16 protein-coding genes are annotated in these 19,996 nt (G+C 63.6%); 5 read left to right on the top strand and 11 right to left on the bottom strand.

Going from position 1 to position 19,996, the window contains the following annotated elements; all coding sequences use genetic code 11:
- Positions 1–34: 34 nt before the first annotated feature.
- The 3 genes from guaB to BN1124_RS02175 form a co-directional block, all read right to left on the bottom strand.
- A complete protein-coding gene (gene guaB / locus BN1124_RS02165; protein ID WP_042638631.1) occupies positions 35–1,498 on the bottom strand; it encodes an IMP dehydrogenase in 1,464 nt (487 codons plus the stop codon).
- A 263-nt stretch (positions 1,499–1,761) separates the two neighbouring features.
- Entirely contained in the window at positions 1,762–2,397 is a 636-nt protein-coding gene (locus BN1124_RS02170; RefSeq protein ID WP_156127980.1) for a YitT family protein, read from the bottom strand.
- 598 nt (positions 2,398–2,995) lie between these two features.
- The gene (locus BN1124_RS02175; RefSeq protein ID WP_231553583.1) at positions 2,996–6,205 is read right to left on the bottom strand and encodes an alpha-amylase family glycosyl hydrolase; all 3,210 of its coding nucleotides are present in this window, start codon (positions 6,203–6,205) and stop codon (positions 2,996–2,998) included.
- A 606-nt stretch (positions 6,206–6,811) separates the two neighbouring features.
- Here BN1124_RS02175 and BN1124_RS02185 point away from each other — a divergent pair.
- The 5 genes from BN1124_RS02185 to xseA all read left to right on the top strand — a co-directional run bounded on the left by BN1124_RS02185 (position 6,812) and on the right by xseA (position 11,476).
- A complete protein-coding gene (locus BN1124_RS02185) occupies positions 6,812–7,600 on the top strand; it encodes an energy transducer TonB (RefSeq protein WP_042638634.1) in 789 nt (262 codons plus the stop codon).
- Between the two features lie 3 nt (positions 7,601–7,603).
- On the top strand, positions 7,604–8,374 hold the full coding sequence (locus BN1124_RS02190; RefSeq protein WP_042638635.1) for a MotA/TolQ/ExbB proton channel family protein: 771 nt from the start codon (positions 7,604–7,606) through the stop codon (positions 8,372–8,374).
- Positions 8,374–8,796, top strand: coding sequence for an ExbD/TolR family protein (locus BN1124_RS02195; protein ID WP_042638636.1), 423 nt, complete (start codon positions 8,374–8,376; stop codon positions 8,794–8,796). Before BN1124_RS02190 ends, BN1124_RS02195 begins: the two co-directional genes overlap by 1 nt.
- 188 nt (positions 8,797–8,984) lie before the next feature.
- Positions 8,985–9,896, top strand: coding sequence for a DMT family transporter (locus BN1124_RS02200; protein ID WP_042638638.1), 912 nt, complete (start codon positions 8,985–8,987; stop codon positions 9,894–9,896).
- Between the two features lie 221 nt (positions 9,897–10,117).
- Positions 10,118–11,476, top strand: coding sequence for an exodeoxyribonuclease VII large subunit (xseA, locus tag BN1124_RS02205; protein ID WP_042638639.1), 1,359 nt, complete (start codon positions 10,118–10,120; stop codon positions 11,474–11,476).
- Between the two features lie 70 nt (positions 11,477–11,546).
- On the opposite strand, the gene hutW is transcribed toward xseA, so the two are convergent.
- The 8 genes from hutW to BN1124_RS02245 form a co-directional block, all read right to left on the bottom strand.
- The gene (gene hutW, locus BN1124_RS02210) at positions 11,547–12,902 is read right to left on the bottom strand and encodes a heme anaerobic degradation radical SAM methyltransferase ChuW/HutW (protein WP_042638641.1); all 1,356 of its coding nucleotides are present in this window, start codon (positions 12,900–12,902) and stop codon (positions 11,547–11,549) included.
- 321 nt (positions 12,903–13,223) lie between these two features.
- Complete coding sequence (locus tag BN1124_RS02215) at positions 13,224–13,712, bottom strand: outer membrane lipoprotein YfiB (RefSeq protein WP_042638643.1); 489 nt, start codon at positions 13,710–13,712, stop codon at positions 13,224–13,226.
- Positions 13,713–13,750: 38 nt separating this feature from the next.
- Positions 13,751–14,998 (bottom strand): diguanylate cyclase DgcN/YfiN, encoded by a 1,248-nt coding sequence (locus tag BN1124_RS02220; RefSeq protein WP_042638645.1) that lies wholly within the window; start codon positions 14,996–14,998, stop codon positions 13,751–13,753.
- The gene (locus BN1124_RS02225) at positions 14,995–15,543 is read right to left on the bottom strand and encodes a regulatory sequestration protein YfiR (protein ID WP_042638648.1); all 549 of its coding nucleotides are present in this window, start codon (positions 15,541–15,543) and stop codon (positions 14,995–14,997) included. Before BN1124_RS02225 ends, BN1124_RS02220 begins: the two co-directional genes overlap by 4 nt.
- 198 nt (positions 15,544–15,741) lie before the next feature.
- A complete protein-coding gene (gene tyrR / locus BN1124_RS02230) occupies positions 15,742–17,289 on the bottom strand; it encodes a transcriptional regulator TyrR (protein ID WP_042638650.1) in 1,548 nt (515 codons plus the stop codon).
- A gap of 163 nt (positions 17,290–17,452) precedes the next feature.
- Positions 17,453–17,791, bottom strand: coding sequence for a 4a-hydroxytetrahydrobiopterin dehydratase (locus BN1124_RS02235; protein ID WP_042638652.1), 339 nt, complete (start codon positions 17,789–17,791; stop codon positions 17,453–17,455).
- Between the two features lie 51 nt (positions 17,792–17,842).
- Positions 17,843–18,661, bottom strand: a complete 819-nt coding sequence (phhA, locus tag BN1124_RS02240) for a phenylalanine 4-monooxygenase (RefSeq protein WP_042638654.1) — start codon at positions 18,659–18,661, stop codon at positions 17,843–17,845.
- Positions 18,662–18,912: 251 nt separating this feature from the next.
- The gene (locus BN1124_RS02245; RefSeq protein ID WP_042638657.1) at positions 18,913–19,959 is read right to left on the bottom strand and encodes a YcjF family protein; all 1,047 of its coding nucleotides are present in this window, start codon (positions 19,957–19,959) and stop codon (positions 18,913–18,915) included.
- Between the last annotated feature and the right edge of the window lie 37 nt (positions 19,960–19,996).

The raw sequence follows: 19,996 nt of genomic DNA on the forward strand, positions 1-19,996 counted from the left end.
AGGATTAAAGAAACGGGGCCAGAGCCCCGTTTTATCAGCCCATCCGATAGTTGGGGGCTTCTTTGGTGATGGTCACGTCGTGGACGTGGGACTCTTTCATCCCGGCGCCCGAAATGCGCACGAACTCGGCCTTGGTGCGCATCTCATCGATGGTGGCGCTGCCGGTCAGGCCCATGGAGGAGCGCAGGCCGCCCATCTGCTGGTGAATGATCTCTTTGAGGCGACCCTTGTACGGCACCCGCCCTTCGATCCCTTCCGGCACCAGCTTGTCGGCGGCGTTGTCGGTCTGGAAGTAGCGATCGCTAGAGCCCTTGGACATGGCGCCCAAGGAGCCCATGCCGCGGTAGGACTTGAAGGAGCGGCCCTGGTAGAGCTCGATTTCACCCGGGGCTTCTTCGGTACCGGCGAACATGGAGCCGACCATGACGCTGCTGGCACCGGCGGCGATGGCCTTGGCCAGGTCGCCGGAGAAGCGGATGCCGCCATCGGCGATCACCGGGATACCGGTGCCTTCCAGCGCGTCAACGGCGTCGGAGATGGCGGTGATCTGGGGCACGCCGACACCGGTCACGATGCGGGTAGTACAGATGGAGCCCGGACCGATACCGACTTTGACGGCATTGACGCCGGCGGCGACCAGCGCCAGGGCGCCGGCGCCGGTGGCCACGTTGCCACCGATGATCTGCAGGTCAGGATAGGCGGCACGGGTTGCCTTGATGCGATCCAGCACGCCCTGGGAGTGACCGTGGGAAGAGTCAATCAGCAGCACATCCACACCGGCTTCCACCAGGGCGGCGACGCGCTCCTCGTTACCGGCACCAGCACCGACGGCGGCACCGACCCGCAGGCGACCGCGCTCGTCTTTACAGGCGTTCGGCTTGCGCTCGGCTTTCTGGAAGTCTTTAACGGTGATCATGCCCTTGAGCTTGAAGTCGGCGTCGACCACCAGCACCTTCTCGATACGGTGCTTTTGCATCAGGGCGACCACCTCTTCACGAGGTGCCCCTTCACGCACTGTCACCAGACGATCCTTCTGGGTCATGATCTGTTCGACGGTCTGGGAGAGATCGATCACGAAGCGCACATCACGGCCGGTGATGATACCGACCAGGATGTTGCCTTCGGTCACCACGGGGTAACCGGCGAAGCCGTTCTTGAGGCTCAGCTCTTTGATCTGGGCGATGGTCATGTCGGGACGAACGGTGACCGGGTCGGAGACGACGCCGCTCTCGTACTTCTTGACCTTGCGTACTTCGAAGGCCTGTTGCTCGATGGACATGTTCTTGTGAATGAAGCCGATACCGCCTTCCTGGGCCAGTGCGATAGCCAGACGGGCTTCGGTCACTGTGTCCATGGCAGCGGAAATCATCGGAATATTCAGGGAGATAGCAGACGTGAGCTTGGTGCGCAGGTCAGCGGTATTCGGAAGAACAGTGGAGTGGGCTGGAACCAACAATACATCGTCGAAGGTCAGCGCTTCTTTGGCAATCCTGAGCATGGCAATATCTCACCGTTGTGGAAGTGGGGGTGGAAAATATTGCCGACAAATTTTACTCATGCATTGGCCAGTGGTAAAGAAGTATTTTGAATTTTTTATGGTGTAGCCCGGTTTAACGCCACCAACGGGGCAAAAAACCAATAAATTCAGCTGCAACCATGCCGTTTTCCACGACAAGATGATCTTTTTTGCCATTGGGGCCTCTTCTGTCTCGAACCGCCCGATCCGGATGTTTTTGCACCATCCGCCCCCCTCCCCGACCCTCAGCCCCCCTGATAACGACCGGGCTTATGCCAGTTCATCAGCATGGCGTTCATGGCGAGCGCGCTCAAGGTAGACCAGAGCAGCAAGGGCAGCGGCAGGGTGAGCAGGGAGAGGGCGAACACCAGCACATCGAGCAGCATCTGACTCTTGCCCGCGTTGATGCCGGCGCGGCGCTGCAGCCAGAGCGTCACCACCCCTATGCCCCCGACGGAGGCATTGTGGCGAGCCAAAGAGAGCACCCCCATGCCGAGGAAGGTGCCCCCCACCAAAGCGGCAAACAGCGGGTGTATGTAGCTCACCGTCAGCAGCAGCGGCACCCCCTGGGTCGCGGCCGAGAGCGCCAGGTTGACCACCAGGGTCTTGAGCATGAAGTCGCGCCCCATGGTGAAGTAGCTGAACACCAGAAACGGCAAATTGGCCAGGAAGAACAGCACCCCGATGGGCAGGCTGCTGACATGGGCGAGCAAGAGCGCGATGCCGGCGATGCCGCCGGTGATCATGCCGGAGCATTTCAGCAGATTCAGGCCCACGGCGATGAACATGACGCCGAGCACCATACCGTACACATCGTCCTTGAGGGTATGGGCCAGCCCCTTGCTCGCAGCAAGCGGCTGCATGGTCATTTCACCTTCCATATGACTCCTTTTGATAACCAATAACACAACTTTGAATGCTGCCTGACGGCCGATAAGGCGCCGCGTGCGACGAAAATGGGAGGATTGCCCTGTCCATGGGGTTAACCCGCTACAAACTGCAGCAAAAACAGCGCCAATCAAAACAAGAGTCCGATAAACAATAGATATTCGGATTTAAGTTCCGCATGCAGATAAAAATGCATGGTGATAACACCAAATTGAAAAGCACCGGATCCGGCGAGCCAGCATATTTGCGAGGTCGGCGCTCAAGAAGCCGCACCGCGCCTCTCTCAAAACGCGCGGCAGTGGCCGCCATCCCTTGTCCCATCAGGCTTGGCGCCATATATGAGAACCAGAAGACACCCGTACACGACGGCATTTTCAGGGTCAATGGAGGCTCAGCCATTTAAGAGTGGCGCACCAATTCAGTGCGCGCGCATCATTTAGGTGCAACGGCACCCTAGCCCCCGCCTCGATACCCGTTGCGGCCAACACGCGGGCATAAAAAAGTCGGCCCAGGGGCCGACTTCGGGTATTTATCCATCTTCATTTCAGCGAAACGATGACCCGGCTTGCCGGACCATTCGCATCAGCCCCATCACTTCAGGTATTTGCCATCGGCACCGACCTTGCCGGGGCCACCAAGCACCCAGACCCGGGCCGAGTAGGCGGGCACCGCAAAGCTCAGGCTGCCATTGCTGGTGCTGAGCGTGGTGCCGGTCACCGCATCGGTGTAGCTGCCGTTCTTGACGCCGCTGATGGTGATCTGCTGGGCCGAGTTGGCGGCCAGGCCGACCGCCGCGTAGCTGCCCTCGGCGCCGAGATCCCGCACGAAGCTCATGCCGCTGCCCCATTCGCTCACCTGGCTCATGGGCGCCTTCTGCAGGGCGGGTACCGCCTTGCGGATCTGGTTCAGGCGCTTGATGTGCTGATAGAGCGGGTGGGACGGGGTCGCCGGGTTGTCCAGCACGTCGCCATAGTAGGCGCGGCCGGTCTGATCCACCGTCATGGTGGCGCCGTCGATGTCTTGCGGCTTGCCGGCCTGGAACATCACCTCCTCCCCGTAGTAGAGGGTCGGGATGCCCCGCGCCGTCCACAGCAGGTTGTAGGTCATGGCCGCGTTGCCCTCTTCCCCGCCGTAGCGGTACTTGAAGTCGTTGTCCGGCCCCACGTCATGGTTCTGGAAGAAGGTGATGAGCTTGGTGGCATCCCCGTAGACCCAGTCCATGCCGAAGATACCGCCCACGCCGCCGAAGCTGCCCTTGGTCACGTTGTCACGGAAGGTGGAGAACAGGGAGAAGTCCAGCACCGACAAGCCGGAATCACCGCCGGCGCGGGGGTTGGCCGGGTTGGTCGTGGTGCGGGTGTACCACCAGGGGCGGATCACCGCGGAGGCGTTGTCGTTGGCGATCTCGGATCCCCAGCCGGTGCCCTTCACCAGGTTCTCCCCGAACACGAACAGCCCCGGCTTGTGGGCCTGCCAGTCGTGGACATAGGTCAGCAGCTCGTCCCGCTCGATGTGCTTGAGGGTATCGATGCGGATGGCGTCGACCCCCATGTCGAGGTACTGGTGGATGGCGCCGTTGATGTAGGCCTTGACGTTCGCGTTGCCGGTGGCGAGATCGATGCAGTCCCCCGCCATGTGCTTGCGCTGCAGGGAGAGTGGATTCTCCCAGTCACCGCCGGACATGAAGCCGTCCAGGTGATACCAGGCCGGATCCAGCGTCTGGGCGTCGATGCCGAAGAAGCGGTTGGGGTTGTAGCCGGCGCTCGGTACCGTGCTGCCGGTCTTGGGATCCACCAGGGGCACCAGCCCTTCCGGATCGGACTGACAGCGCGCCTTGTACCAGTCGGGGGCCGCCGGGTTGTCATCGTCGCAGCGGTTCGCGCTGGCGTAGTCCCCGAGGTTGCCCTGATAGGGCCCGTTGTTGATCAGCCCCTGTTTGGAGCCGGTCGGCACGTAGTACTTGACGGGTAGGCGATCGATCCAGGTCTTGCCGCGCAGGCCGTACTGACTGGAGTGGTTGATCACCACGTCCTGTATCACCTTGATCCCCTTGGCGTGGGCCGCCTGGATAAACTCACGGTAACCCGCCCCCGGCGACTCCAGCCGGGGATCGACCCGGTAGAAGTCGTAGGCATGGTAGCCGTGATAATCGAGGCCGGAGCGGTTCTCCACCGGTGGCGTCACCCAGATGGCGGTGAAGCCGAGATCTTTGATGTAGTCCAGCTTCCCGATGAGCCCCTTGAAGTCGCCGCGCCAGTGGGGATCCCCCGCCTTGTAGCGATCCCGGTTGTAGTAATTGTTACCGGCATCCCCGTCATAGAAGCGGGCGGTCAGCAGGAAGTAGATGCTCTCCCCACGAAAATCACCAGCAGCCACTGCCTGATCGCCAATGTAGTAGCTGAAACTCTGCTCACGGCGGTTGCCGGTAGCATCGATGCCCAAGGTCTTTATCACCAGATCCGCACCACTGCCCTTGTCGCTGGCGGTGATCCCCTGCCCGCTGTAGAGGGCCGAGCTGGTGCTCGGGGTGCTGCCATCCAGGGTGAAGTAGAGCTTGGGTGCGCTGTCTTTATCATCGCTCACGATGAGGGTGATGGACTGCGCCTGGGCATAATTGCCGGGGGCCGGGCTCGCGCTGACCGTCGGCGCCTGGGTGTCGGCGCCGGCGAGCGGTGCCACGTCCAGTGCCTTGCGCTGGCTATCGAAACAGATGCGATAACTGGTGTTGCCGGTCACCTTGTAGTCCTGGGCCGGGTAGGCTTCGGTCCAGTCCCCCTTGTGATCCACCTTGAAGCGGGGATCGCTGTTGCCAAAGGCCTGCTCGGTACAGAAATTGACCCCATCCTGGCTGGTCATGGCGGTCAGGCCCCAGTTGTTGGGGGTGCCGCGGAAGTACCACTTGTCGCTGGCTTGCGGGGCCGCCACCACCACGCTGGCGCTGCTGCTGGCCTTGGCACCCTGATCGTCAGTCACCGTCAGGCCATAGGTGAAGGTACCCGCCTGGCTGGTATTGACGCTGATGCTCTCGGTGGTCTCACCGTTGCTCCAGAGGTAGCTGGCAATCTGGCCATCGGCATCCGTGGAGTCGCTGCCGCTCAAGGTAAGCGCCTCACCGACTGCCACATTGACCGTGCCGCCCGGGGTGATGACCGCCAGCGGTGGCTGATTGTCATCCCCGAAGGGTGTGATGCTGTAGGCCAGGGTCTGATCGTTGATCTGGAAGCGCACCGTGCCGGTGCCGCTCCAGAGGATGTCGCCGCCGCTGCGCTCGAGCACACCATCGGCGTTGCTGTCACCGTAATTAGTGGCCCAGTCACCGGCCTGATCGAACTTGAGGCGCTGGCTGGCCTTGCCATCCATGTAGGCCTCGGCCTGCCACAGGTGATCCGCGACCAGCGTCATGGGGAGGCTTGCCCAGCCGTTGAAGGTGCCGCGCACCTGCATCTGTGGCCAGCTCTTGGCAAACCCGGACGCCGTACAGCTGTCGACCGCCGTGGCGGTGATCGCCTGGGTGCCGGCATTGATCCGGATCTGATAGTGGGTATTGGCATTGACCAGCTTGTCGGCCGTCGGGTAGCTCTGCTGCCAGTTGCCGTATCTGTCGATCTTGAAGCGCGGGCCGCCACTGGCATCCCCGCTCTGGAAGAACTGGCAGGTATCGAAGTTGACGCCGTCGGTCGAGACCATGGCGGTCGCCGCCCATCCATTCGCAGTGCCGCGGAAGAACCACTCAGCCGCCGCCGCGCCGGGCGATGTCATGAGTGTCCCCAACAATCCGGCCGCGATTATCCATCTAGCCATTGATAGTCCTTTATTTTCATTGTTTTGTGTGTGACGCCGGTGTGCCCCGGCATTCCCCCATCCGCTACAGTCCCGCCTTCAGATGAGCCCTGCCAGTCTAGGGTGCAAAAAAACCAATTCACGGCAGATCCGTGCAAAATGTGACCACAATCCACTTCAAGATTGGCGAGATGTGATTGATAGCGCTTTCATTGCGCCACTCGAGAACGACGATGGCAGAGGGAGGATCGGGCCGCGGACATCCTTCCCCGCTTCCCGGCAGACATGGCTGGCTCGATGCTTCGCAGGCGCGACCCGGCGCTCAGGAGATGGATGGTGGGGGCGACCCATGCCGAGGCTGGCGGTCACAAGTGCAGGGGCCGACTCCCCCTCGCCTCCCGTCGTCCGGCCGAGGCCCCGTCAAGAGGCAAGCCGCTTGGGGCCGATAACCGGCCCCAAGCGGGACAAAACCACCCTGATCCCGTTCCTCGAGACCAAGGTACAATTGATAATCTTTCTTGTTTGCGCCATGCAAGCTAGGGTATGCTCCGCGGCAAGGCCCTGTTCTGGCGCCAGTATCATCGACGTTTTGAGTATGAATATGACCATCTGTAATGGAGAAGGGTGATGAATGCCTGCATCTCGAGGCCCGCACCCGGTAGCAACAATGTGACCTTTGGCCCGGCTCAGCTTGTCTGCCTGGCCGTCGCGATTGCGCTGCATCTCGCCATCCTGTGGTTGGTGCACAACAACCGCGCCGACCCCATCACACCACCCGAACCCATCACCTTGTCTGCCCGCTGGGCCGGCGAGTCGGACAAAGATGACGCACCGGCCAAGCCGGCGGCGCCAGCGGCCGTCCCTGCGCCGCCCGTGGTGAAGAAGCCGACCCCGGTGCCGCCAAAAGTGGTCAAGCCGGTCGTCAAGAAACCGGCTCCCAAACCGGCGCCTACTCCGCCCAAGCCAAAACCCAAGCCAGTGCCGGTGACCAAACCGGCGCCAGTGGCCAAGGCCGAGCCAGTGGTCGCGCCCTCTGCCCCTGCGACCCCGCAGGCGGCAACCAATACCCAGAGCGCGAGTGGTGCCAGTGCGCCGCCGACCAAGTCTCGCCAGACGGGCGCCGGGGCCGGCAGCAGTGCGCCCATCGCGCGGGATGCCAGATTGAATAACCCCGAGCCACCCTACCCCCAGGAGTCACGCCGACGGGGTGAGGAAGGGCGCGTGGTATTGAAGGTGCGCGTCACCAAAGAGGGCACCGCCGAGTCGGTCGAAGTGGAGCAGAGCAGTGGTCATCGGCGCCTGGACATGGTCGCTCGCAAGACCGTCAGCCGTTGGCGCTTCATTCCAGCCAAACAGAACAATACCGCCGTCCCAGCCTGGACAGGGGTTACCATTATTTTCAAGTTAGGGGCATAAGCCATGAATCCGGAAATCGAAACAAACTCGATGGGCATCTACCACCTGCTCAGCCAAAACACCGGGGTGGGCCTGGTCCCACTGATCCTGCTGGTACTGATGTCGCTCGGCACCTGCTACTACGCACTGCTCAAGCTCTACCTCAGCTACCGCGAGCAGCGGCTGAACACCCGCTTCGTGGATCAGTTCTGGCAGCATGAGAGCGTGCAGGAGATGGAACGCCAGCTCGCCCACACGCCCCCCGAGGAAGCCTATGGCCGGATAACCCATGCCGCCCTCGAGGCCGTCTCCCAGCTCGATCGGGCACAGGGTCGAGCCGTCTCCCTCAAGCTGGGCTCTCCGGACGACTTCTTGCTGCGCGCCCTGCGCCATGCCATCACCATGGAGCGGATCCGCCTCGAACACGGTCTGGCCTTCCTCGCCTCCGTCGGTTCCGCGGCCCCCTTCATCGGGCTCTTTGGTACCGTCTGGGGTATCTATCACGCGCTGCTGGCCATAGGTGCGGCCGGGCAGAGCAGCCTGGACAAGGTCGCAGGCCCGGTCGGTGAAGCCCTGATCATGACCGGCTTCGGCCTCGCCGTCGCCCTGCCGGCGGTGCTCATCTACAACTTCTTCGTGCGCCGCAACCGCCTCAAACTCGCGGCGCTGGACGAGTTCGCCTACGACCTCTTTGCCCTGCTGGTGACCGGATTTGAGAAAACCCCGTCCAACGTGACCCAGCTGTCCGACATCGAGAGTGCCAAGAGCGAGACCGCCAAGAAGGGGCAGATGTAATGGCTTTCGGCAAACTTCCCGGGGAATCGGACGAGCAGCCGCTCTCCGAGATCAACATGATCCCGATGATCGACGTCATGCTGGTGTTGCTCATCGTCTTCATGATCACCGCCCCCCTGCTCACCAACGCGGTCAAGCTCGAGTTGCCCGAGGCCAGCAGCCAGGTCAATCAGCCCAAGCAGGAAGATGTGATCCTCTCCATCGACAGTGCCGGCAAGATCTACTGGAACGACAAGCAGGTCGATGAGACGGCGCTGCTCGCCGAGATGGTCAAGGCCAGCGAGGCCAAGCCGGAGATCCCCGAGATCCAGCTGCGCATCGACAAGAGCGTGGAGTATGGTGCCATCGCCAAGGTGATGGCACAGGCCTCCCAGCACGGCCTGCACAAGATAGCCTTCGTCAGCCAGCCGGAAAGCGAGTGAGAATACCGGCCCCGCGCATCGAACGCGGCGCAGGCCGGATCCCACAGACCCCAGGTTGACTCAGGCACAGAGTCGTCACAAGGCATCACCCAGGTGGTGCCTTGTTTATTTGCACCCCCTTCACCCGGTTGCCAGACAGGGGGCGGCCCTGCATGATGCAGGGCCGCCCGTCATTTCAAGGAGAGAAGATGAGAACATCGGATTATGTGAGACTGCTGGCGCTGGCCGCCATCTGGGGCGCCAGCTTCCTGTTCATGCGCATCGCCGCCCCGGCGTTCGGCTCGGTCAACACCACCTTCCTGCGGGTCTTCTTCGCCCTCATCGGGCTGGCCGTCATGCTGCTTCTGCTGCGCACTCCCATGAGTTTCAAGGGCAAGCTCAAATCCGCCATGGTGCTCGGCATCATCAACTCGGGCGTGCCCTTTTTGATGTACGCCATCGCCGCACTCTGGTTGCCCGCCGGCTACTCCGCCATCCTCAACGCGACCACCCCGCTGATGGGGGCCCTGATCGGTTTCTCCTGCTTCAACGAGCCGCTGAGCCTGCGCAAGTGGGCCGGCGTCGTGCTGGGCCTGGTGGGCATCACCCTCATCAGCACCACGGGTGAGCTGAGCCTGACCGGCAACTTCATCACCGGGGTGCTGGCCTGTCTCATCGCCACCGCCTGCTACGGCTGCGCCGGCTTCCTGACCCGGCGCTGGATCACCGAGCAGGGCGGCCTCGATGCCAAGCTGGTGGCGTTCGGCAGCCAGCTGGGCGCCTGCCTGTTCCTGCTCCCCTTCTTCGGCTACACCATGGCGGCCGGGCCCGCCGTCAACTGGGCCATCCCCGAGGTGTGGGCCAGCATCCTGGCCGTCGGTTTCATCTGTACCGCCCTTGCCTACCTGCTCTACTTCCGGCTCATCGCCGACATAGGGCCACTGCGCTCCCTGACGGTCACCTTCCTCATTCCCCCGTTCGGCATACTGTGGGGCTATCTGGTGCTCGGCGAGACTCTCACCGGTGGCTTTGTCGTCGGCGGCGCCATCGTCTGTCTCGCGGTCTGGCTGGTGGTGAGCCCCGCCAAGGCCACAAAACCCGCGGGCCAACCGGTGCGCTGACCCACCCCCTGCCCTGTTCCAACCATCAGGCCGAGCCCCAGGGCTCGGCCTGTGTCTGGATAAAGGGCGCAAGCTGCCTCTCCCTCACGTTTCCCCACCAGATCGGATCAATGTTCACCAGACACGGCCGCCATGCCCGGGCTCGGCTCCCCGGGCGAACTGGGGTAAGATAGCCCCCATCGTCTTCTCCCGCCCCGGCGGACACAGCAGCAGGGCCAGCCTTGAATCACCTCAACGAATCCAGCCAAAACAGACAGCAGATCTTCACCGTCACCCGCCTCAACAGCGCCGTGCGCATGATCCTGGAGCAGGATCTGGGGCTGGTGTGGCTGACCGGTGAGCTCTCCAACCTGGCGATGCCAAGCTCCGGCCACTGGTATTTCTCCTTGAAGGACATATCGGCCCAGGTGCGCTGCGCCATGTTCAAGGGCAACAACCGGCGGGTGTCGTTCCGCCCGCAAGACGGCATGCAGGTGCTGGTGCAGGCACGGGTCTCTCTCTATGAGCCCCGCGGCGACTACCAGCTCATCATCGAATCCATGCAGCCCGCCGGCGACGGCATGTTGGCCCTGCGCTTCGAGGAGCTCAAGCGCCGCCTGGACGCCGAGGGCTTGTTCGACGAGGCTCGCAAGCGGCCACTGCCTCGCGAGCCACGCGCCGTGGGCCTGGTCACCTCCGCCACCGGCGCTGCCCTGCACGACATACTGACGGTGCTGAGGCGCCGGGCGCCGGACCTGCCGGTCTTTATCTACCCGACCCAGGTGCAGGGCAGCGCCGCCATCGGCCAGATAGTGGCGGCGATCCAGCTTGCCAACCGCCGCGCCGAGGTGGACGTACTGATCGTCGGTCGCGGTGGCGGATCGCTGGAAGATCTCTGGTGCTTCAACGAGGAGGCGGTGGCCCGCGCCATCAGCCGCTCCGCCATTCCCGTGGTAAGCGCCGTCGGCCACGAGGTGGATGTCACCATCAGCGACTTTGCCGCCGACTTGCGCGCTCCCACCCCCTCCGCCGCCGCCGAGCTGGTGGCGCCGGACAGAAGCGCCCGCGCCCAGCGCCTCGCCCACCTGCAACAAAGGCTCGCGCAGGCCATGGCGCGGCGCCAGACCGCCGCGAGCCACGGCTTCGCGCTGCTGCAAAAGCGGCTGGATCATCAAGATCCCAAGCGCCGGCTGGAGCAGCAATCCCAGCGCCTCGACGAGCTCGCAAGCCGCCTGCAGCAGTTGCTGGCAAGCCGCCTGCATCAGGGGGAGCGGCGTCTGGCCAACCTCGAGCTACGCCTGCAGGCCCAGAGCCCCGAGAAGCTGCTGGCGGCCGGCAAGCGCCGTCATCAGCTCGCCGAGGAGCGCCTCCATAGCTTGATGGCCAAGCGCCAGAGTCTCGCGGGCCATCGCCTCGCCATGCTGAGCGCGCGGCTAGACGGGGTCAGCCCGCTGGCCACCCTGGGCCGCGGCTACTCCATCACCCGCACACAAGGTGGCGAGGTCATCAGCCGCGCCAGCCAGGTGAGCCCCGGCCAGTCGCTCGTGACCACCCTGGCCGAGGGCAGCCTGCGGGTACGGGTAGACTGCATCGGCGACTAGCCACAAAGCATTTATCAGCATAAAAAATGGCCCATCACAGGATGGGCCATTTTTATAGTGTGCAAATCACTCATACCAGCGAATGTCGTACCGCTCCGCCCGGGTGTCCCAGACTGGCGGAGGGGACTGGTCCGCCCCCCAGGGGGTTGAGCTGCAGGAACTCGAACAACCCGGCCTGCAGGTTGACGTTCCAGAAGCGCCCCGCCAGGGTCAGCTCAAGCCGCTGGTCGGTCAGCTCCGCCAGCCCGTGGCGCTGCCAGCTCTCAAACAGCGGCATCAAGTGGGCTTGCAGGGGAGCCGGCAACCGGCTCAACGCGATCCAACCGGTATCCAGCGCCCCGCGCAGCAGGCCGTCGATGCGGGCATTGAGGTTGGTACCCATCACCATGCCGGGGGCCCGCACACCGGTTGCCAGCGCCTCGTGCCAGAGCGCCAGATCCCGGCCATACATCAGGCCGTGACCGTGCACATTGCCCCCGGCGCCGGCGCCGAAGGGGAGGATCTCGGCCCCGCGCTTGGCCATCTGATTATAGCGGCTCTGCTCGGCGTCACCGCGGCGCCAGTGGCTGCTGGAGAGGCGCTGCCAGCCTCCCTGCTCCAGGGTCTGGGCGCCATAGGCATACATGCTGGCCCGCTGCTGGCCGTCCGCCGACCAGCCGAGCTTGCCCTTGGCCTCGGCGCGCTCCAGATTGGTGCCCGCCATGGCGATGAGCTGATAGAGATCCACCCCGTGCACCCCGCTCGCCATCACGTCCGCAATATCCTGGCGCCAGACGGCGTCGTCCTGCCCCGGCAGGCCGAAGATGAGATCCGCGACTATAACGGCGGCGTCATCCCGGGTCAGCTCCTTCAGCCGGGCCAGCAGGGTCTCCCTGTCATCGAAGCGAGCCGCCTGCTGGCGCACTTCGGTATCGAAGCTCTGCACCCCGAACGAGAAACGGTTGAAGCCCCCCGCCAAGGCGGTCTGCCACTTCTCGTCATCGAAGCCGTTGAGGCGCCCCTCCAGGGTCACTTCCGCATCTGCCGTCAGCGGAAAACGGCGAATGGCCTCGGCGAGGCGCGCCAGATCGTCCGCCGCCATGTCGGTCGGCGTGCCGCCCCCCACGTAGACGGCCGAGAAGGGTCGGCTGCTGCCAAAGGGGGAATCCGCGGCCTGATGCAGGCTGGTGCACAGGGCCGCCATATAGCGGCTCATTCGCGCCGGGTTGGCGCCATTTTCGAAGAAGTTGCAGAAGCTGCAGCGTTTGCGGCAAAACGGAATGTGGATGTAAAGCGCTCGCTCGTCTGCCTGGCTCTGTTGCTGCCACCAGGCCTGCCAACCGGCGTCATCGAGCGTCAGGGGGCGTATGCCACCCCGGCTGGCATGGGCAGAAGTCTTGGCGGCGAAGGCGAATTTGAGGGGATCAGGGGTTGCGAGCCCTGTCATGGTCGGGGTGAGCTGTGTTGTCGTCACGGGCAAGTTACCATCAGAAAATAATGCAAATGATAACGAATATCAGTTCAGTGCGACCTTGTGCTGGATCAAGTCCGGGGCACTGGGGTGGCACTTAAGTCCTGGGTTGCAAGCGATCCCCGGTCAAGCGACCCGGATTGTATGGCGATGGAGAGACGGTGTTCTGCGATAGCCACTCCCCCGTTCGCAGCAAGGCTGCCAGGAGAGTGGTCGTACACACGCATTTTGACTAATGGGAGAAGTGGCCTAAGGCCCTCAAGACAGGGAATGCTCGCCGTTGATGCACGACCGGGATCAGTCGTTGCCGATGATGATGGCGACCCGGCGATTCTCCGCCCGTCCGGCGGCGTTGCCGTTGTCGGCAATCGGTGCCTCTTCGCCGCGGCCACGGATGTCCAGATTGGCCGCCGGCATTCCCACCGACACCAGGACGTCGGCCACGGACTGGGCCCGTTTCAGGGAGAGCTGCTGGTTGTAGCCGGCCTCGCCGTTGGCATCGGTATGACCGTCCACCCTGGCCTTGTTCAGACCCACGTCCAGCAGGGCCTTGCCCAGCTTCTCCACCACCTGGCGGGTGTTGGGGTTGAGGGCGCCCACGTTGTTGGCGAACAGCACCTTGTTGGAGATATCAAGGGTCCAGCCCTCGTCGGTGAGATGGAATCCCTGCTCCTTGAGCGTGGCGATCTGCTCGGCCGAGAGGCCATGCGGGGCGCTCTGGCATGCGGCCAGCACGCTCAGCAGCAGACCGACAAGGCCCGCCTTCATCAGGTTGGAAATCGTCATTGTTATCATCCTTTTTTTATTTTTTGCCTGAAAAAACATCATCTGTTCGTCTGTTGGTCGGTGATCCCCTCCCTGCGTTGTCGTTTGGCTTGATACATGTCGCTGTCCGCCTGTTGCAACAGCGCCTCGGCCGTCAGCCCCTGCTCGGGATACATGGCAAAGCCGACACTGACGCCCACCTCCAGATGACGACCATCCCCCAACACCACGGGGGCGGCCATCGCCTGCTGGATCCGCAACATCACCTCGCGCACTTCGCGCTCATGGTGCAACGGGGCCAGCAGGATGGCGAATTCGTCGCCCCCCAGCCGGCACACCAGATCCATGGGCCTGAGCTGGTGCTGTACCCGCCGCGCCAGGGCCACCAGCACATCGTCGCCGGCGGCGTGCCCCAGGCTGTCATTGATCTGCTTGAAACGATCGCAATCCAGATACAACAGGGCGAATCGCTCGTTCTGGGCGTCACCTAACCTGATGGCCTGGGCCAGACGGGCCTCGAACAGGGAGCGATTGGGGAGACCAGTCAAGGAGTCGTGGGTCGCCTGGTGCAGCAGGCTGGCATTCTCCCGCTTCTGGTGGGCCTGCCAGGCCTCCAGCTCATCGAGCAGGGAGTTGAAATCCTCCCCCAGTTCGTGCAGCTCGGCGATATTGGCGGAGGGAACCCGCTGATTGAGGGTTCGCCGGCGACGGACGCTGTGGGCGACCTGCGCCAGCGCCTTGAGGGGGGCAGTGATGGAATATTGCATCCGGCGCGCCACATAGAGGGCGCCCAGTATGCTGAGCAGCAGGCAGACCAGGGTCGCCAGCAGGGTCTGCAACAGGAAGCGCAGCAGGTATTGGCCGTGGCCGACCAGGTGAATGCGGGCTATCTCCTTGCCCTCACGCATCATGGGCAGCTCCACCGGTCCCGGCAGGAGCAGCCGCGCCAGGTGTTGCCCCAGATTGGACCAGGGGCTGGTGATGTCACGGCTCCAGCTCGCCAGCACCTGACCGCTCGGCAGCAAGATGGTGGCGCTGACCACGTCCTCGTGCGCCGTGATGGCCTGCAGGGCATCCTTCGCCGCCTCCTCGTCGTGGAACACCACGGCTGCCTCGGTGGTGTAGCTGATGGCACGGGCCAGCAGCTCCAGGTTGTGATCCGCATAGAGTCGCAGTGCCAGCAAGGCGGTGATGGTCAGGAACACCCCCGCCATGCAGACGGCGGTCAGGGAGGTCATCATGTGGGTGCGCCCCAGGCTCTGTCGCAAGGTGATGCGCGGGCCGACGGAATGAGACGGGTTTTTCATCGCTCCTCCTCGTCCGCTTTCGCCAGTTTCAGCACAGCCGGATGCACCCGCACGCCGCTGCGGGCCAGCGCATCCAGATTGACGCGAAAACGCACCCTATCCAGTCCGGCCTGCAGGCAGAACACCGCATCGGCGATGCAGTCACGGCTCTGTTCGCTGATGCTGAGGATGGCGTGGCCCCGCAGCCGCTCGAACAGTGCCAGACGCTGCTCGGGAGCCAATACCCCCAGATAGATCACATCGCAGCGCTGACTCAGCGCCTCGTCATCCGTCTCGTAGCGGTGAACATCGACCAGCCGGCCGTTGGCCTGCCGCGTGATGGTGAGCAGGGTGCTGGCGTACTCCGTCGGCGCAGTGATGCACAGCCGCAACTCGGCAGGCTCGCTCGGCCAGCGGGTATAACTCAGGATATCGAGCACGGTTTGACGCACGTGGTCGCTGCGGATCTCCGCCGAGGTCAGGGGCCCCGACTCGGCCGTCAAGGCCAGCGAATAGCACAGGGGGGCAAGCAAGGCCATGGCCCGGAAAAGATGAGGTGATTGCATGATGCCTGCGCTTATGCCCACGCCGGTACCGAAGTGGCCCGGCGCCCATGAAGGGAATGCCAGAGAGGGGTCGCCTCGAGCTTATCAGCCCCGAGGCTGGTGCCCATCGGGTCGGGCACCGGTTGCGTCACCCGGTGTCGCAGCAATGGCAAGCACCCGCCTTGAGGCGGGTGCCATGAAAGATAAGCCACCATCTGACTATTTCTTGCCGATCCCGTATTCACGCAGCTTGTTGGCGATGGCGGTGTGGGACACCCCGAGCCGTTTGGCCAGTTGGCGGGTGGAGGGAAATGCCGGGTAGAGCCGCTCCAGCAGCCGGCTCTCGAAGCGCTTCACCGCCTCGTCCAGCCCGCCCTCGAACCACTCGTCGATGAGCGGCATGGCATCCGCCGCCACCGGCAGGTCCACGTGCTCAGGGCCGATTTCGTCCCCTTCCAGCAGGGTCATGGCCCGATAGAGGCAGTTGCGCAGCTGGCGTACGTTGCCCGGCCAGCGATAGGCGGTCAGATATTCGGCCATGTTACGGGTGAAGCGCGGGCGCGGGCGCTGCAGCTCGCTCGCAAAACGAAACACGAACTGCTGGGCCAGCGCCATGATGTCCGCCTTGCGCTCGCGCAGCGGTGGCAGCGCCAGGCTCAGCACGTTGAGGCGGTAGTAGAGATCTTCCCGGAACTTGCCCTCGTGTACCAGATCCAGCAGCTGCTTCTGGGTGGTGCAGATGAAGCGCACGTTGACCCGCACCTCCTGCTCGTCACCGACCCGGCGGAAGACGCCATCTTGCAGCACCCGCAGGAACTTGGTCTGCAGGTGGGGGGACATATCGCCGATCTCGTCCAGCATCAGGGTGCCGCCGCTCGCCAGCTCCAGCACGCCGCGCTTGCCCTCGGTGTTGTTGCCAAAGGCACCGGGGGCGTAGCCAAACAGCTCGCTCTCGGCCACGTTGTCCGGCATGGCGGCGCAGTTCAGCGCCATGAAGGGGTGGCTGGAGCGCAGGCTGGCGCCGTGGCAGGCGCGGGCCAGCAACTCCTTGCCGGTGCCGGTCTCGCCCACGATGAGCAAGGGGGCATCCTGCATCGCCAGCTTGGCGGCCTGGGCCAGCACCTCTTTCATCTTCTGGCTCTCGGCCTGCAGATGCTCGAAGCCACCGACTTCCACCGCGTGCAGCGCGCTGAAGTGCATGCCGACCCGGCGGGCCGATTTGAGCACCACCACGGCGCCGGCCAGGGCCTGTTTGCCCTTCTCTTCGGCCACGAAGAGCGGCATCAGATCGCCCAAATACTCCTCGCCGCCGAGGCTGAGCTTGCAGGTCTGGGGCCGGATCTCGCTCGCCTCCAGCCAGCGGGCAAAGGAGAAGCCCTTGACCAGGGAGCCGAGGGAGACGCCGCGCACCTCTTCCGGCGGCAAGGCGAGCGTGGTGAGGGCGGCTTGGTTGGCCTGGGTCACCCGCCCCTTGCTGTCGAGGGAGAACACCAGATCCGGCAGCGCCTTGAGCAGCGCCTCTATCTCGTGATGCTCCCGCTCGGAGGGCATGTAGGGGATGGTCTTGACGTCGTAGATGCCGGGGATGCGACGAATTTCCGGCATCAGGTGCTGGAAATCGCGGAACTCCAGCTCGGGGAAGTTGAGGTAGATGATGCCTGAGGTATCGATTTCGATGCCGCGCAGATCGATGTTGTGCTCCACCAGACGGTCGAGCAATTCCCGGGTCAAGCCCAGGCGGTCTTCACAGCTGACTTCAAGACGCATTCGGCACACACTTCCTGGCTAACATTCTGAATAACCGGATGATACAGACTCGATCCCGCCAGTGCGAGGGCTGGCCCATAAAAATGCGGGCCCGTCCCGTTTTCACCGGACAGGCCCGCCTTGTGTGACGCTATTGCGACACTGAGGCGCCTAGACGAGGCGACTACTTGAGCAACTCGTCGGTGCGCGCCGCCATGATGAAGTCGTTGCGGTGCAGCCCGCCGATCTTGTGGGTCCACCAGCTGACGGTCACCTTGCCCCACTCGGTCAGGATCGCGGGGTGATGGAACTCCGCCTCAGCCAGCTCGCCGAGCCGGTTGGTGAAGGCCAGCGCCTCCTTGAAGTTGCGAAACACAAATTCCCGGCGCAATTGCAGCTCTCCCTTCACCACCAGGGGTTGCCAGTCGGGAATGAGGTGCATCAGCTCCGCCAGCTCCTCGTCGCTGACTCTGGGGGCATCGGCGCGGCACGCTTCGCACTGTTGGCTTGCCAGTTCGGACATTCGGGACTCCTTTCGTTGATAACTCGTGGGGAAATGGGCAATGCGCGGCCGTCAGCTCGCCTGCTTGCCCGCAGCTTGATTGATAGGCAGGAAGCGCGGGGCATGCAGGCCGAGGCGGCGGGCCTCGCCCACCATGGCCATGATGTCCTGATCCGCCAGGGGGTAGAGCGCATCCAGGCTTGGCAGCACAAAATAGATGGGCTGCATGATGTCGATGCGATAGGGGGTGCGCAGCACCTCTATGGGGTCAAACGGCTGCAACACTGGCACGCCCCCGAGGGCATAGGCGGTCTCACCGATAGAGGAGAGGATGCCACCGCCATAGATGCGCAGCCCCTCATTTCCCTCTGCCAGATCTCCCTGCACCAGACCAAACTCCACCGTGAACCAGTAGAGCCGCGCGAGGAAAACTCGATCCTCCTTGCTCGCCTTCTGGCCGAGCTGGCCGTAGACATGGGTGAAGTGGGCGAACGCCGGGTTGGTCAGCATGGCGCAGTGGCCAAACAGCTCGTGGAAGATGTCGGGCTCCTGCAGGTAATCGAGCTCGTCCCGGCGCCGGATAAAGGTGGCGACCGGGAACTGGCGGTTGGCCAGCAGCGAGAAGAAGCGATCGAAGGAGATGAGCGCCGGCACCGCCACCACGGACCAGCCGGTGGCGGGCTGCAACACGGCGTTGATCTCACCGAGCTGCGGAATGCGATCCAGGGGCAAATTGAGGCGAGCCAGCCCCGCCATATATTCGTCACAGGCCTTGCCCTCCAGCGCCGCGAGCTGGCGCTCGATCAGGATCCGCCAGGTGCCGTGTTCTTCATCCCGATAGTGGATGACGCCCTGCTCGTCCGCCTGATGTGCTGTGTAGAGGCTTGCCATGATCCCGTTCCATCCCGCCCCGCTGGGGCACGTCTGCGTTGGTCTGTTTGTCCAGACACGTCGATGAAGGTCTATGGGATCACTGTAACGGTTTGCCCCCTAAAAAAGCAGCCGACCCGAGGTCGGCTGCTTGCCAGAGATGTAAATAATTTGTGACATGCCGGTTCCCCGGCTCGTGACTGGTCGAGATAGCCCGCCAGTCGGCCGATCAGGCTGTGGAATCCCTTTTCATCATCACCCTTGCAGCGGACTCAAGACTTGCTGAGATAACCCGTAATTTGGCCGATCAGCCGCTTGCGCAGCTCGCCGAGCTTGGGCTTCTCATCGCCGCACCAGGGCAGTGGGCGGCACGCCTCCATGGTACGCAGCCCGAGCCGCGCGGTGAGCAGGCCGGCCCCCACCCCTTGCGCGGCACGGGCCGACAGCTTGGCGGTGAGCTCGGCGCCGAGCAAGTCCATCCCCACCTCGGTGACGAGCTCGGTGGCACCGGCATAGAGCATGTTGCGAAACACCTGACGGATCAGCTGAATACGACTCCAGTAACCGAGTTCGATGGCATAAACATCCGCAATATCTTCGATCATCCGCAGGTTGCGCCACAACATCAGCATCATGTCGACGGTGGCGAGCGGACTCAGGGCCACCAGCACGGCGGCTTCCCCCGACCACTTGGCAACCCGGGCCTGGGCCAGCTTGTCCCGCTCGGTCAGCACCAGCTGGCTATAGAGGGTCAGCACCTCCCGATCGCTGTGACTCTCGTCGAGCTGAGATAACCAGTGGTTGTACCCCTCCCGCCCCTTGTCACCGCTCCTGGTCGCCAGGGCCTCGCAAAACGCCTGCCCCTGCCCCACCCCCTGGCGAGCCAGCAGATCTTCGGCGCGGGAGCGCACATCCTGGCGTCGCTTGAGGGTGCGCAGCCGCAACCACTCGCGCCCCGCCACCCCGGCCGTGCCCACCAGCACCAGGCCCGACGCCACCAACCAGGCGCCGCCCCAGAGCGGGGACGAGACAAACTGGTCGTAGAGGAAGGCGCCAAACTGGCCGAGGGACAGCAGGCCGACCGCCCCCAGTCCCCAACCGAGCAGGCGGTGACGGCGGCGGGGCTTGATGGTCAGGGCCGGCTCCACCTCGGTGAAGTCGCTTAGCTCATCGAGCCGCTCGAAGCTCGCCTCCTCCAGCCGCTGGGCCGGGGCGGGAGCAGGCTCTTGTGACGCCACCGGGATCACCGGCTCCAGCACCACCTTGCCTTGCAGCGGCCCCCCCTGCGCCGGGGGGCGTTGTTTTGTCTGATCGTTCATCGTTTATCTTCCTCCGCGCCGATCCACGGGGTTAACC

Origin of the sequence: Aeromonas eucrenophila (assembly GCF_000819865.1) — a bacterium.
Taxonomy (GTDB): Bacteria; Pseudomonadota; Gammaproteobacteria; order Enterobacterales; family Aeromonadaceae; genus Aeromonas; species Aeromonas eucrenophila.